Raw genomic sequence first — 14634 nt, forward strand, 5'->3', positions numbered from 1 at the left:
CATTATTATAAGAATTAACCTATAACAAGTGACCCATTCTATCGAATAAGTCGGTTTCACATTATTCAACGAAATGTCATGCGACCGAGCAAAACCCGGGCTTTTGCCAGGGCTTGTTTTTTCTCCATTAGTTGGCGTAGAGTTTGCCCACTGTGTTTGCATGGGTCGCTTGGAACCTGGACCTGGGCAGTAGCTGAAGTAGTTGTGCTACAACCCGTTCGACGTCTCTTACTTTCCTGCAACCCAGCCCAGTACTCTTTCATGTGAAAGGGGCTGTCATTAATTTTTAGCGTCAAGGAAATAAGAAAATGGCTGATCGTCAGAGCGGTACCGTCAAGTGGTTTAACGACGAGAAAGGGTTTGGTTTTATCACTCCAGAAAGCGGTCCGGATCTGTTCGTGCATTTCCGCGCTATTCAAGGCAACGGCTTCAAAAGCCTGAAGGAAGGCCAGAAGGTCACCTTCGTTGCAGTTCAAGGCCAGAAAGGCATGCAGGCTGACGAAGTACAAGCAGAAGGCTGATCCTTCCTGCGACAAAAAGCCCCTGACATGACATCAGGGGCTTTTTTATGGGCGCTATTCCGTAAAATGATTTTTTTCCTCTGAGAGCCCTGCCATGTCCAAACCCTTGCTGAGTCCCCAAGGCGAGTTCCCCGCCGTTGGCCTGGGCCGTCGCCTGGCAGCGATGTTCTATGACTTCCTGTTGTGCACCGCGCTGCTGATCGTCACCGCGTTTATCTACAAGCTGGTGTGGATCGCATTCGTGGGCGAAGCCAGGATGCGCACCCTCACCGAATCCGGCGCACTGGACGGTGACCCGCTGCTGTCGACGATTCTGTTCTTTGTGCTGTTTGGTTTCTTTGCCAAGTTCTGGACCCATTCCGGGCAAACCCTGGGCATGCAGGTCTGGGGCGTGCGCGTGCAAAACGCCGACGGCTCGCGGATCAGCCTGTGGCAGGCGCTGTTGCGCTTTGTGGTGTCGATTGCGTCGTGGTTATGCGTGGGGCTGGGGTTTGTCTGGTCGTTGTTCGACAAGCACAAACGCAGCTGGCATGACATCTACTCGGATACGCAGTTGGTGCGCATCCCGAAGCAAAAGAAATAACCCGCTGCCTGAACGCAATCAAAATGTGGAAGGGGGCAAGCTCCCTCGCCACAGGTACGGTGTTCGACCTTAACTGACTGGCATTGGGGCTTGCCCCCTCCCACATTTTCAACCGAGCTCGCCTCGATTCAGGCGTTACCCGCCAGCTTCAGGCGCGCAGCCTGGGTGAAATCCAGCATGCGCTTGAGCGGTCGCACGGCGTGAGGAATCACCGACGGCTCGACGAAGATCTCGTTACTGCCCTCACGCAGGCACTGCAGCGTGCGCTCCAGCGTATTCATCGCCATCCACGGGCAGTGCGCGCAACTGCGGCACGCGGCACCGTTACCGGCCGTGGGCGCTTCGACGAAGACCTTGTCCGGGCACAGCTGCTGCATCTTGTAGAAGATGCCGCGGTCGGTCGCCACGATGAAGGTCTTGTTCGGCAACCGCTGTGCCGCCGCAATCAATTGGCTGGTGGAGCCCACCGCGTCGGCCAGTTCGATCACCGAGGTCGGCGATTCCGGGTGCACCAGGATCGCTGCGTCCGGGTACAGCGCCTTCATGTCTTCCAACTGCTTGGACTTGAACTCCTCGTGGACGATGCACGCACCGTCCCACAGCAGCATGTCGGCACCGGTCTGGCGCTGGATGTAGGTACCCAGGTGCTTGTCCGGGCCCCAGATGATGGTCTCGCCGTTGTCCATCAGGCTTTCGACGATTTCCAGCGCGCAGCTGGAGGTTACCACCCAATCGGCCCGGGCCTTGACCGCCGCCGAAGTGTTGGCATACACCACCACGGTGCGCTCGGGATGCTGGTCGCAGAAAGCCGAAAACTCATCCACCGGACACCCCAGGTCTAGGGAGCACGTGGCTTCCAGGGTCGGCATGAGGATGCGTTTTTCGGGGGTGAGGATTTTGGCGGTCTCGCCCATGAAACGTACACCGGCGACCAGTACGGTCTTGGCCGGGTGGGCTGCGCCGAAGCGGGCCATTTCCAGGGAGTCGGAGACACAGCCGCCGGTTTCTTCGGCCAGGGCCTGGATCACCGGATCGCAGTAGAAGTGGGCAACCAGCACCGCGTCCTGAGCCTTGAGCTCGGCAGCAATGGCGGCACGCAGGCTCGCCTCTTCCTCGGCGCTGAGGGCCTTGGGCTGCTTGGCGTCGAGGTGGGCTTGAACCAGTAGGCGTTCGGAAATGTGCGTCATGTTCGCAAGACCTGCAGGCGCAGTAGCGCGAAAGTCGAGTGTACCACCGGCTCTGGAGCCCTTCGGGCGCCGCCGGACGAAGTGATTGTGTTCATCAAGCACGGGTAAAGGTGAAGCTGCGCAAGGCTACAGAATATCCAATGGTTTCAAAAGCCTAATCTGGCTTTGACGCGTGCGCCTGTCGGGCAAAAAAAAACGGTAATGGCACATTGACTCTCCCCCTCGGGGGAGGGTTTACGCTCCCCCGCCTTCAGAAATCACCTCAAGCAAATAGCCGTCAGGGCCACTGCTTGCCCCCCCATTTACGCGTTATAGGGAAATAGCCGATGAATAATCCACTGGACTTGGACAGCGTCATTACCACCACCCGCGAAATCCTCGCGCAGCTATTGGTGATGGACCTCGCAGAGGTCGATGAGCACAGCAGCATCGTGGAGGATCTGAATGCCGACTCCCTGGATATCGTCGACCTGAGTTTTCAGCTTGGCCGTAACTATGGCTGCACGCTGCCTAAAACCAGCGTGCTGGACCATGCGGTAGCGGTGTTTGGCGACGTCAGCGAACTGGTCGAAAAAGGCCGTATCACCCACGCTGGGGTAGCGCTCCTGGAGCAGAGCCTGAGCGCATTTGCACCCGGGCAACTGCGCGCCGGCATGCAGCCGGCGGACGTGTTCGCGGCCACCACGGTGCGTAACTGGGCCGTGCAGTGCTACCGGATGTTCGACCACCTCCCCGCGACCTGCCCTGAATGCAATGCCGACCAGGCGCGTCTGAATGAGCGTCGCCAGGTGGTGTGCGGCGGTTGCAGCGCGCGCTTGACGCCGATGGAGGGCGACGACATTTCTCGCCATCTGGTTGAGCAGTTTGCCGCGTCGCGCTTGCCGGAAGCGGTCTAGGAGTTTCTTCATGGGGCCGCGAGAGGTTTTAGTCACGGGCTATGGGTTGGTAGCGCCCACGGCACTGGACGCTGCAACGCTGTTTGCGCAGATCGGCGCAAAGCGTTCGTGCATTCGCCAACACCCGGTGTTTGCCGAGTTGGGTTTTGCGGCGAGCGCCGCGGGTTACATCGACCCCGTTCAATGGCAAACCATCAGTGCACAAGTGGCGATGGGTGACGCACCCCTGCCGCGCCAGAGCCTGCTCGCCGAATTCGTGGCCAGGCAGGCGCTCCAGCAGGCAGGCCTGGGTCGCGACGACTTCGCCCGCGTGCCCAGCGGCGTGTTCCTCGGCGCCAACAAGCATTGTGTGAGCCGTGACCTGCAAGAGGCCAGCCGCTATATGGACGACGTCGGCAGCGTCGACCTGGATCGCTACCTGGACAACCACACCCTGGTGGGCGGCCCATTCGCTCGTCGGATCGACCAGCAGACGGTGCACATCGCCCGCCTGCTCGGCATTCGCGACCATATCAGCACCCACTCCGATGCCTGCGCGGCCGGCACCATGGCAATCGGCGCCGCGTTTCGCGCCATCGAGCGCGGTGACATCGACCTGGCCCTATGTGGCGCCGTCGAGCTGATGGCCCATGAACTGTCGTATTACAGCTTCGACGGCCTGGGCGCCATTTGCCAACGTGCCGACCTCGCGCCCGAACAACAGAGCCGCCCGTTCATGAACGACCGTTGCGGGTTCGTCCTCAGCGAGGGCGCGGCGATGATCGTGCTGGAGTCCAGGGAACATGCCGAGCGCCGCAAGGCCACGCCAATCGGTCGCGTCCTGGGTTACGCCAACTATTGCGAAGCGCAGAAGATCACCTCCAGCAGCCGCGACGGCAGCCATTACGCCCATTGCATGAAGGCAGCACTCGCCCATGCAGGCCTGGGCTGCGACGCGGTCGATCACGTCAATACCCATGGCACGTCGACCCAGGCTAATGATCGCAGTGAAGCCCTGGCGATTGCGCAGGTATTCGGCACCGGCGTAAGCACGATGACCTTCACAGCCAACAAATCGGCGATCGGCCACTCCCTGGCGGCCAGCGGCGCGATCGAGGCGGTGCTGTCACTGATGAGCCTGCAACAGGGCGTGCTGCTACCCACCCTTAACTACGACCCGGCAAACGCCGAGTTCCCTGAGTTGAATTTCCTGACCGAAACGCAGCGTCAGCCCATCGATGTGGTGCTGTCCAATTCGTTCGGTTTCGGTGGCGTCAACAGTTCGCTGGTTTTGGGAAAAGCATGAGATGAACAGCCTTCAAGCAAAACCCGTCTACCTGATCGCCGCTTCGGTGTTCAACCACGCCGGCACCGAGTGCGCCGACTTGCACGGCCCGGTGCAGGCAGCACAACCGCTGGATTTTGCCCCGGACCAGCTGGCGTACCCCGTGAGCGTACCGCGCTTGCCGACCACGGTGTTCGACCGCAAGATTCAACGCAGTGTCGAACCTCAGGGCGCCCGGCTGCTGTACTGCGCCGGGCAGATTGCCGGCCCGTTGAAGGACTTGCAGCTGCCTGGCGAGCGGGTGGCGCTGATGGCTGCCATCCCGGAAGTGGACGGCCCCAGTTCCTGCTGGGAGGCCGTGCAGGCCATCGCCGAGCAACCGGATGCGCTGCTCGCGCAACTGTTTGCCTATACCCCGCCGCTGCATGCATTGATGATGCTCAACAGCAGTGTCATGGCCTATGTCGCCGAAGCGTTGCACTGCCATGGTCCAATGGGCGGTTTCTGCTCACAGAGTAATGCAGGGGTCGACGCGCTGATCGAGGCCGTCGAACATATCGCCGAAGGGCGTGCCGATGCAGGGGTCGTGGTCAGCAGTAGCCCGAATCTCTCGCCGGCCCTGTACCTGCGCGACACCACCGAACGCCCTCCTCTCCCGACCCCGGACGTTTACGGCGAAGGCGCCGCAGCGCTGTTGCTGAGCGCCTGCCCTCCTGCAAACGGTGCACGCGCCCTGCGCATCGCCGGCTTCGCCCGTGGCTACAGCGCCACGCCCGAACGTGCCCACGCCGTGGCGAGCAAGGTCATCCAACAGACATTAAGCAGAGAAAAACTGGGTTTGCGCGACGTAGCCCATATTGTCGCCGCGCCCGACACGCCATCCCTGGCGCGTCTACTCACAGACACCCAGGCGATTCTCCACAGCTGCCAGCCCATGACCGGCAACCTGGGGGCCAGCGCCCTGCTGACTGAAATTGCCCTGGCCCTTCACGATCTGCACGATGGCTACACGCTGCTGCTCAATCACAGCCGTACGGGCCATTGGGGCGCCGTATTACTGGTCAATGACGCCATGGAGAAACAGGCATGAGCCCACCAAGGATTGTGATCACTGGCCTCGGGGCCGTGACCGGTTTCGGTTTCGAATGGCAAACCATGTGGGCGCAGATGCTGCTCGGTGAGCACTGCATCCGCCCCTGGCAACCCGACGGCGTGGCCGACGGCACCTTCCCGGTGCGCTACGCGGCGCCGGTGGACACCCGCCAACTGCCGGACTACCTGCAAGGCCACCGCGCCTGGCAAACGCCCCTGGAAAAACGCAGCCAGTTGGGTTGGGTGGCGGCCAGCCAAGCCATCAGCGACAGCGGCCTGAGCCCCGCGCAGTTGCGGGATGCCGCCGTGCTGTGTGCCTCCGGCGCACCGGCGCACAAGATCCAGGACATGCTGCTGACCGTCGCCGATGAGCCGAATGCCTCTCCGGCCTGGCGCTACTTGATGGCCAAGGCTGAGCAGGTCGATGCTGCCCACTCGTTGTGCCAAAGCAACGACCGCCTGGCCCGGGTGATCGCCGACGACATCGGTTGCGAAGGCCCGGTGATCAACATCAGCAGCGCCTGTGCCGGGGCGTCCCAGGCCATCGGTAACGCATTCCAGATGATCCGCCGGGGAGAAGTCGACGTCGCTATCGCTGGCGGCGCCGATTCGGTGCTGAGCCTGGACACCATGACCGCGCTTTACCTATTGGGCGCGGCGAGCAGCGAGCAACGCTGGGGCACCGGGCTTTGCCGCCCGTTCGATCGCCATCGCAGCGGCCTGGTTGCCGGTGAGGGCGCAGGCTTTGTGGTGCTCGAAACCCTCGAGCGGGCACTTGCCCGTGGCGCCGTGCCCTATGCCGAAGTGCTGGGTTTCGGCAGCAGCCTGGACGGCTACAAGGTCACCGCGCCCGACCCGCAAGGGCGAGGCGCCGCCCTGGCGATGCAGACCGCCTTGCACGACGCCGGCATCCGCCCTCAACAGGTGGACCTGATCAACGCCCACGGCACCTCCACCCCGCTCAACGATGCCGCCGAAACCCTGGCGATCAAGTCGGTGTTCGCTCAGGGCGAGCACTATCGACGGCTGGCGATCAGCGCCAATAAATCCCAATTCGGCCACTTGATCGCGGCTGCCGGCGCCCCCGAGTTCATCATCACCGCACTGGCCTGCCAACAGGACAGGATCACCCCGACCCTCAACCTGCACAGTGCCGCCGACGACTGTGACCTGGACTACTGCGCCCATCAGACCGTCAACCGCCGGGTCGATGTGGCGCTCAGCAATTCATTCGGCTTCGGTGGGCTCAATACCTGCCTGGTGCTGGGCAAATACCAGGGGCACGCGCAATGAGCGGCGTACCGACATCCATCGCCATTGCCGGCAGCGGCTGTGTCCTGGCCAGCGGCTGGGGCGTGGACGCCTTCTGGTCGGCGGCCTGTGAGTCGCGCAGCGGGATCAAGCCCTTGCGCTCTTTGCAGTTTCACAGTGAACGGATCACGGCTTTCGGGCAGATTCACTATGACGATCACCAGCGCAGTCGCCAGGACCTCGCCCAAAATCTGCAACGTTACTGCACGCCCGCCGTCATCTGGGGCGTCAGCGCCGTTCGACAGGCACTGGCCGAAGCCCAACTGACGCCGGGCGCCGACGGCCTGACCTACGGCCTCTATTGCTGCCAGGGTGGCTATACCCACCCGTCACTGGCGTCCTACGGCGAGTTGCTCCACGAATGCCGCCAGGGCGAAGGTGCCGACATGCGGCACCTGGCCCGGCGTATCTTGCACGAGCGGGCACAGGACCCGTTCCTGGTGCTCAAGGGCCTGAGCAATATCCTGCTGGGCGTGGTCAGCCTGGCGCTCAAGCTTGAGTGTGAATGCAACGCCTACATGCAAGGGGTCTCCGGCAACCTGGCGGCCTTGCGCGAAGCGTGCGCCGCGTTGCACAGCGGACGAATTGACGTGGCGATCATCGTCGGTGCGGGCAGCGAACTCGATGCGCTGGCACTCAGCGCCCTGGTGCAGGCCGGCACGATCAGCGCCGACGGTTCGGACACCCTGCGCGCTTTCGATGCGCACGGCACCGGCGGTATCGCTGGCGAAGGCGCGGCGGCCCTGGTCCTGCGCCGTCGCGAGGACCTGGGCGATGAACCCCAGGTCTGCCTGCAGACAATGACCGCCGACGCCGCGATCGAGCACTTGAACCTGCCAGACCAGCAAGCCGACGTGCTGGTGTGCAGCGGCACCGGCACGCCCGACAAAGACCGACAGTTGAGCCACACACTGGCCCGAACCGGCGCCGCCCACATCACCAGTGGCGTACCGCTGACCGGCCTGCTGAGTGCGGCTCCCAGCCTGGCGGACCTGATCCTGGCCCGCTGCGCCCTGCTCGCCCAGCGTGTGCCACCGATTGCCGGATTAAGCCACCCCGTGGCTGCGCAATTGCCGTTTGTGCTGGGGGCTCCCTGCTCGACGCGGCTCGACGATGGCGTGGTGCTCAACCGCGACGACAACGGTTTCAGCGCTTGCTACCAATTGAAGTACAGCGAACAGGCTGACAGCGCCTGACGTGTGTGTACCCCCCTCCCTCTTTTAAAGGACATGGCTGTGATGGATTACCGTGATTTTGTTCGCCCCAAGTTTGTCGACCTGCTTCAGGCCCTGGGGCTTGAGTGTGAGTTCAAACGGGCACTGGGCAGCAAATTGTTCTACCGCAACCGCCAGGGTGACGAGGTGACCGTCACCGATTTCCTCGGGGGCTACGGCGCGGCCTTGTTTGGCCATAACGACCCGCAGTTTGTCGAACAGCTCTGCACACTGCTGCGCAATGACGTGCCCTTTAACGCCCAGATGTCGGTCCGCGCCACGGCCGGTACGTTGGGCCGCGCGTTGAGCGAAGCCTTCAATCGTGAATTGAAGAACAACGAAGCGTACATCTCGACCTTTTCCAACAGCGGTGCCGAAGCAGTAGAAATTGCGGTCAAGCACGCCGAGTTTCGCCGCCAGAAAAACCTGCAGCGCCAGTTCGACGAACTGGACTTTACCCTGGCCCAACTGACCTCCAGCGACCGCGCCTACCGCGAAGTGGATGTGGCTGACCTCGACTTGCCGGCAGGCCTGCTGCCTGCCCACCTGACCACGGCCACGGTGCGTCAGGTGGTTGAGGCAGTGCGTCAGCACAACCTCGCCGAGCTGCACGTCGAGCCGGTGTTCATCGCGTTGCGCGGCAGTTTTCACGGCAAGTTGGTCAACACGGTGCAACTGACTTACGGCCGACAGTATCGCCAGCCATTCGCGCGCTTCGGCCTGAACGTGGAGTTCATTGACCCCCAGCAACCCCATCAACTCCAGGAGCTGCCGGCGCGCCACACCCGCCATTGGCTGAACGTGCAATGGTGCGGTGATCAACTGCTGGTCAAGCGTGATGCGTTCAGCGCAATCACCGCCGTATTGATGGAGCCTATCCAGGGCGAAGGCGGCATCATCGAGTTCGCGGCCGATTTTTATAAAGCCCTGCGCCGCCTGTGCAATGAGCAGCAGTGCCCGCTGATCATCGACGAGGTGCAATCCGGTTTCGGTCGTACCGGCACCTTCCTGGCCAGCAGTCATTTCAATCTGCAAGGCGACTACTACTGCCTGTCCAAGGCTCTGGGGGGTGGCTTGATGAAGATTGCGGCCACCGTGATTCGCAGCAGCCACTATGAGAAAGACTTCAGCTATATCCACAGCTCGACCTTCGCCGAAGACGACGCCTCCTGCCATATCGCACTGGCGGCGCTCAATCGTCTGTTCGCCGATGACCAGGCGATGCTCAAGGATGTGCACACCAAGGGCGAATACCTCAAGGCCTCGCTGCTTGAGTTGAAGGCGGCCTACCCCGGGGTAATCGCCGACGTGCGAGGTCGCGGGCTGTTGCTCGGCATTGAACTGCACGACCAGAGCACCAACAGCTCGCTGGTACAGGCATCGGCCCAATACAACGATGCCTTGGGTTACCTGATTGCCGGCTACCTGCTGCAATTCGAAGCCCTGCGCGTGGCGCCGTCGGGCAGCAACTCCAATGTGATCCGCCTGGAGCCGCCCGCCTGCATCAGCTTTGCCGAGATCGACGGGTTGATCAAAGCCTTGCAGAAGGTCTGTGACCTGTTGCAACGCGGGGATGCATTCCCGCTGGCCGCCACCATTTGTCACGACTTGATCCCGGCTGTGGCGCCGCGCGACACCGCCTTCCAGGTCACCGCCCATGCCAATGCCCCGCAGGACACCCCCATCGTCGCCCGCGTGGCCTTTATCAATCACTTGATCGATGCCGACATCCTCGGTGACGTCGACCCTTCCCTGGGCCAATTGAGCACCGAGCAAAAACGTGTGTTCATGCAACGCACTGCGCCGGAACGTCGGGCGGCCCCCGTGGGCCCGGTGGTGATCCGCTCGCAATTGGGCATGGCCGTGGAGTTCACGTTGTATCCGCTGTGCATGGACTCCAATGCCATGGCGGACTACATCATCAGCGGCGACCTCGACGTGATTCGCAAAGAAGTCGGCAATCGCATCCTGGATGCCCGCGCCGATGGCTACCGCGTCGCGGGCCTGGGTATGTATACCTCCATCGTGACCAACAACTGCCAGGCCCTGAAAATCCCGGACATGGCGCTGACCTCCGGCAACGCCTTGACCATCGGCATGGGCCTGGAAGCCATCGAGCAAGGCTGCAAGCAGCAAGGGCTGGAGCTGCAGGCGCAGACAGCCGCCGTGGTCGGCGCGGCCGGCAACGTGGCGTCGACCTATGCGTCGCTGCTGTCAGCCACGGTCGACCACTTGATCCTGATCGGCAGCGGCCGCGATGGCTCGGTACGCCGCCTGGAAAAAACCGCTCAACTGATTTACGCCGACGCAGCCCGCTCGATTATCAAGGGCACGGCCACCGAGGATCTGCTGGCGCAGCGCCTGCTCAAAATCGACGGTATCCGTGCACTGCTGCGCGAATACGGCAACAGCACACAACTGGGGTTGCAGGTCTCGCGCCTGGTGCAGGAGCGCCTTGGCGCCAACGCGTTCATTACCGTCACCGATGACCTGCAAGCCCTCAAGCAGGCCCGCATCGTCCTGTGTGCGGCAAACGCGGCGCAGCCGTTTCTCGACGCCGGGCATTTTGCCGAACACAGCGTGATCTGTGACATCGCCGTGCCGTTGAACGTTGATCAAGCGATCAACAGCCAGCGCAGCGACGTGCTGTACATGCACGGCGGCATCGTGCAGACGCCATTCGACGATGGGTTGGCGCCGAATGTGCGGGCCTACCTGAAACAGGGCCAGTTGTATGCCTGCATGGCCGAGTCAGTGCTGATGGGCCTGGCGGGGATCACCCAGCATTACTCCTACGGCGACATCAGCCGCGAGCAAGTGCAGCAGATTCGTGCCTTGGCGGCGATCCATGGCTTTGGCCTGGCGCAGTTCAAGACCCACAACTCACTCTAAGGAACGGCCATGTCTTCTAAAACAGCGGTAGTCACCGGAGGCAGTCGCGGCATCGGCAAAGCGGTCGTCCTGGCACTGATCGAGGCCGGCTACCAGGTCGCGTTCAACTACGTGCGTGACGAAGCGGCGGCCCTGGCGGTACGTGATGAAGTCGAAAAACTCGGCGGCGAATGCTTCACGGCGCAGTGCGACATCAGCGACGCCCACAGCATCAAGGTGTTTTTCGAACAGGTTGAACAGCGCTTCGAGCGCATCGACCTGCTGGTCAATAACGCCGGCATCACGCGCGATGGATTGCTGGCGACACTCTCCACCGAGGCCATCTGCGAGGTGATCCAGACCAACCTGATCGGCACTCTGCTCTGCTGCCAGCAGGTGGTGCCCGGCATGATGCGTCAGCGTCAAGGCTGCATCATCAACCTCAGTTCAGTGGCTGCGCAAAAGCCTGGCAAAGGGCAAAGCAGCTACGCCGCCGCCAAGGGCGGTGTGGAGGCTCTGACACGCGCCCTGGCGGTTGAGTTGGCACCGCGCAATATCCGCGTCAACGCGGTCGCACCGGGCATCGTCAGCACCGACATGACCGCCGCCTTGCTCGAAACCCACGAGCAGGAAGTGCAGTCGCGACTGTTGATCAAGCGTTTCGCCGTGCCGAGGGACATTGCCGAAGCCGTGCTGTACCTCGCCGAGCGCGCAACCTATGTGACCGGCGAAGTACTGTCGGTCAATGGCGGGCTGAAAATGCCATGAATACACCCAGAACGTTTTTGATTACCGGCGCCGCCAACGGTATCGGCCGGGCCGTGGCGGAACATTTCGCCAACGACCCGGGCCACCGCCTGATCCTGGTGGACCGTGACGTGGCATCGCTGCAGGACTGGGTCGGCGCCGCAACCTTTGCCGCGAGCGTCGAGACCCATGGCGTCGATATCGCCGACCTTGCCAGCGTGCAAGGGTTATTCAACGACCTGTCGGCGCGCCTCGGCTTTATCGATGTACTGGTCAACAGCGCCGGGGTCTGCAACGAGAATGAACCAGAGGACCTGGACAATTGGCACAAGGTGATTTCCGTCAATCTGAACGGTACCTTTTATGTCACCTCGCTGTGCCTGCCACTGCTGGCGGATCGCGGCCGCATCATCAACTTGTCGTCGATCCTGGGTCGCATCGGCAAGGTCCGCAACACCGCGTACTGTGCCTCCAAGCACGGCATTATCGGCATGACCAAGGCACTGGCACTGGACCTGGCGCCGCGCCGAATTACCGTGAACGCGATTCTGCCAGCCTGGATCGATACGCCGATGCTGCAGGGCGAGCTGGCGACGCAAGCCAGTATTGCCGGGATCAGCCAGGAGCAGATCCTGCGCAATGCCAAGAAAAAACTGCCCTTGCGCCGGTTTATCCAGGCCGACGAAGTCGCCGCCATGGTGCGTTACCTGGTCAGCCCTGAGGCCTCCGGGGTCACGGCCCAGAGCCTGATGATCGATGGCGGCGCCGGGTTGGGGATGTAGTCATGAGCACAGCATTGTTCACGCGCAGCCTGTTGCTCGGCCTGGTATCGCTGGCGCCGCGACTGGCCGGTGCAGACCTGTTGCCCGCCCATGCCGATGCGGAAGTAGGACTGGCCAGTGCCTTGCGCCTGCACGGCGACGATCCTGTCACCCAGAAGGCGGTGTATTTCAAGGCCAACCTGGAAGACAACTGGGACAGCGGCTACTACAAGGCCAAGGGCCGGGTGCGCTACGACGCGCGCTATGACGGGCATAACCCTTACAGCCAGGAGGCACGGGATGACTACCGCTTCAGTGCCGACTGGCGACACCTCTACTGGGGCCATTACCTGGGCGACGGTGAAGTCACCGTAGGTTGGCAGCAAGTGGTCTGGGGCCGCGCCGACGAGCTGCGGGTGCTGGACCAGGTCAACCCCATCGACTATCGCGAAGGGGTCACGGCCTTGCTTGAAGACAGCCGCATTGCCGTGCCGATGGTGCGCCTGACCCAGCCCGTGGGCGAGTGGGAAGTGGAAGCCTTGTGGATCACCGACTTCCTGAAAAACCAGGCACCGGCCCAGGGCAGCGAATTCGACGCACCGCTGTTCGCAGTCCCGGACCCGGACCTGTTCGTGATCGGTTCGAAGCCGGACTACAGCGGGCAGAAAGGGTTTTCCTATGGCATGAGCGCCAACGGCAGGATCGGCTCGGTGGACGCCAGTTTTGTCGCCCTCAACGCCCGCCAGCAGGACCCGGTGTATGCGGTCGAAGGCATCGCCGACGATCAGCGCGTGCTCCTGGAGCGCCAGTTCCCACGTTACAGCATGGGCGGCGCCGGCCTGGCGATCGATGCCGGCCACAGCTTTGTGGTGCGCAGCGAGGTGGCCTACTTCGATCGCTGGCACGTCACCAACCCCTACCGCACCCACGGCAGCAGCCAGAGCCCGATGGTCAAGTCATTGCTGGGGGTCGACTACCTGCTGCGCAACTGGCTGATTTCCGTGCAATGGCAGGAGCAGCAGTTGCTGGACTGGCAAATGGGCATGGTGCAGGACAAACGCCAGCCGTTGTTCACCCTGTCCGCCGAGGGCAATCACCTGCGTGACCGCCTCAAGTCCCGCCTGGTCCTGGCCATGTCACCGCCGGCCAAAGACGACGCTTTGCTGCAAGGCATCTTCACCTACACCCCAGTGGACTGGCTGAAGTTGGGCCTGGAGGTGGATGTATTTTTTGGCAAGGAAGACCGCACTTTTGGCCAGTACCGCCAACGCGATCAACTGCGCGTGTCCGCCGGCTACCTGTTCTGAGCCCGAACTGATCTCAATAAAAACCTCTTCAAGAAAAGGAAATTCTATGTTGCCGCCCCTCAAGGCCTTGACCGCCAGCCTCCTGATGCTGACCAGCATGGGGGCATTGGCCGCCCCGAACGCCGACGACATCATTCGTCAGGCCCGTGACCGCAATGACGGCAAGAGTTTCATGTCGCAGGTGTCGTTGATCCTGCTCGACAAGCAAGGCAATAGCCGGGTGCGGGAGTTCAGCTACCTGCAAAAGGATTACCCGGACAGTGACAAGTTCACCATGTACTTCTCGGCGCCCAACGATGTGCGCAACGTCGCCTTCCACATCGAGAACCCCCACGAAGCACTGAATGCCGAGGACAGCCAGTGGATGTACCTGCCGGTCAGCCGACAGACCCGTCGGATCTCGACCACCGATAAGCGTGGCGCGTTTATGGGCAGCGATTACTCCTACGCGGATTTGGACAAGATCCGCGCCGAAGACTACCGCCAAACACTGGTGGGCGAGGAGACCATGGGCGGGCGCGAGTGCTACGTCATCGAGCGCACGCCGGTGTCTGCGCAGATTCTCGCCAAGACTGGCTATAACCAGCTCAAGGTGTGGATCGACAAGCAAAACAACCTGGTCATGCGTCAGGATTTCTTCGACGTCAAAGGCGTGATGTTCAAGCAGATGCGTACGCTGAAAGTCGAGACGGTCGATCAAATCGACAGCATCACCCTCAGCGAAACCGAAGACTTCATCGCCGGCACGCGCTCCCAACTGCGGTTCAACCAGTTGCAGTACAACGTCGAACTGGACGATTGGCTGTTCAACCAGACCGCAATCAAGCGCGGCCTGAAAACCGGCGACCTGCCTGAATTTACCGTATCCGCCCGCTGAATA

General features: G+C 61.9%; 13 protein-coding genes. 12 read left to right on the forward strand and 1 reads right to left on the reverse strand.

Annotated elements, in window-relative coordinates:
* Positions 1 to 308: 308 nt before the first annotated feature.
* Positions 309 to 521 (forward strand): cold-shock protein, encoded by a 213-nt coding sequence (locus tag NIBR502773_RS09070; RefSeq protein WP_014339904.1) that lies wholly within the window; start codon positions 309 to 311, stop codon positions 519 to 521.
* 94 nt (positions 522 to 615) lie between these two features.
* Positions 616 to 1104 carry an RDD family protein gene (locus NIBR502773_RS09075; protein ID WP_065925902.1) on the forward strand — a complete coding sequence of 163 codons (489 nt, stop codon included), beginning with the start codon at positions 616 to 618 and terminating at the stop codon, positions 1102 to 1104.
* 128 nt (positions 1105 to 1232) lie between these two features.
* Here NIBR502773_RS09075 and nadA read toward each other — a convergent pair whose 3' ends face one another.
* Entirely contained in the window at positions 1233 to 2291 is a 1059-nt protein-coding gene (nadA, locus tag NIBR502773_RS09080) for a quinolinate synthase NadA (protein WP_027605549.1), read from the reverse strand.
* A 326-nt stretch (positions 2292 to 2617) separates the two neighbouring features.
* Between nadA and NIBR502773_RS09085 the strand changes: the two genes are divergently transcribed.
* From NIBR502773_RS09085 to NIBR502773_RS09130, 10 genes are read left to right on the forward strand one after another with little or no spacing between them, the layout of a single operon-like run.
* Complete coding sequence (locus NIBR502773_RS09085; RefSeq protein ID WP_115487163.1) at positions 2618 to 3187, forward strand: acyl carrier protein; 570 nt, start codon at positions 2618 to 2620, stop codon at positions 3185 to 3187.
* A 10-nt stretch (positions 3188 to 3197) separates the two neighbouring features.
* Positions 3198 to 4472 (forward strand): beta-ketoacyl-[acyl-carrier-protein] synthase family protein, encoded by a 1275-nt coding sequence (locus NIBR502773_RS09090; RefSeq protein WP_115487164.1) that lies wholly within the window; start codon positions 3198 to 3200, stop codon positions 4470 to 4472.
* Between the two features lies 1 nt (position 4473).
* Positions 4474 to 5541 carry a beta-ketoacyl synthase gene (locus NIBR502773_RS09095; protein WP_227451429.1) on the forward strand — a complete coding sequence of 356 codons (1068 nt, stop codon included), beginning with the start codon at positions 4474 to 4476 and terminating at the stop codon, positions 5539 to 5541.
* A complete protein-coding gene (locus NIBR502773_RS09100) occupies positions 5538 to 6836 on the forward strand; it encodes a beta-ketoacyl synthase (protein WP_141155894.1) in 1299 nt (432 codons plus the stop codon). Before NIBR502773_RS09095 ends, NIBR502773_RS09100 begins: the two co-directional genes overlap by 4 nt.
* Complete coding sequence (locus NIBR502773_RS09105; RefSeq protein WP_141155895.1) at positions 6833 to 8050, forward strand: beta-ketoacyl synthase N-terminal-like domain-containing protein; 1218 nt, start codon at positions 6833 to 6835, stop codon at positions 8048 to 8050. The genes NIBR502773_RS09100 and NIBR502773_RS09105 overlap by 4 nt, the downstream gene beginning before the upstream one ends.
* Before the next feature lie 42 nt (positions 8051 to 8092).
* The gene (locus tag NIBR502773_RS09110) at positions 8093 to 10960 is read left to right on the forward strand and encodes an aminotransferase class III-fold pyridoxal phosphate-dependent enzyme (RefSeq protein ID WP_141155896.1); all 2868 of its coding nucleotides are present in this window, start codon (positions 8093 to 8095) and stop codon (positions 10958 to 10960) included.
* A gap of 9 nt (positions 10961 to 10969) precedes the next feature.
* A complete protein-coding gene (locus NIBR502773_RS09115; RefSeq protein WP_141155897.1) occupies positions 10970 to 11707 on the forward strand; it encodes a 3-oxoacyl-ACP reductase family protein in 738 nt (245 codons plus the stop codon).
* On the forward strand, positions 11704 to 12468 hold the full coding sequence (locus NIBR502773_RS09120) for an SDR family NAD(P)-dependent oxidoreductase (RefSeq protein WP_115487168.1): 765 nt from the start codon (positions 11704 to 11706) through the stop codon (positions 12466 to 12468). Before NIBR502773_RS09115 ends, NIBR502773_RS09120 begins: the two co-directional genes overlap by 4 nt.
* 2 nt (positions 12469 to 12470) lie before the next feature.
* The gene (locus NIBR502773_RS09125) at positions 12471 to 13754 is read left to right on the forward strand and encodes a DUF1302 family protein (RefSeq protein ID WP_141155898.1); all 1284 of its coding nucleotides are present in this window, start codon (positions 12471 to 12473) and stop codon (positions 13752 to 13754) included.
* A gap of 46 nt (positions 13755 to 13800) precedes the next feature.
* A complete protein-coding gene (locus NIBR502773_RS09130; RefSeq protein ID WP_115487170.1) occupies positions 13801 to 14631 on the forward strand; it encodes an outer membrane lipoprotein-sorting protein in 831 nt (276 codons plus the stop codon).
* The last annotated feature ends 3 nt before the right edge of the window (positions 14632 to 14634 follow it).

The sequence above is a fragment of the Pseudomonas sp. NIBRBAC000502773 genome (assembly GCF_006517195.1).
GTDB classification, from domain to species: domain Bacteria; phylum Pseudomonadota; class Gammaproteobacteria; order Pseudomonadales; family Pseudomonadaceae; genus Aquipseudomonas; species Aquipseudomonas marginalis.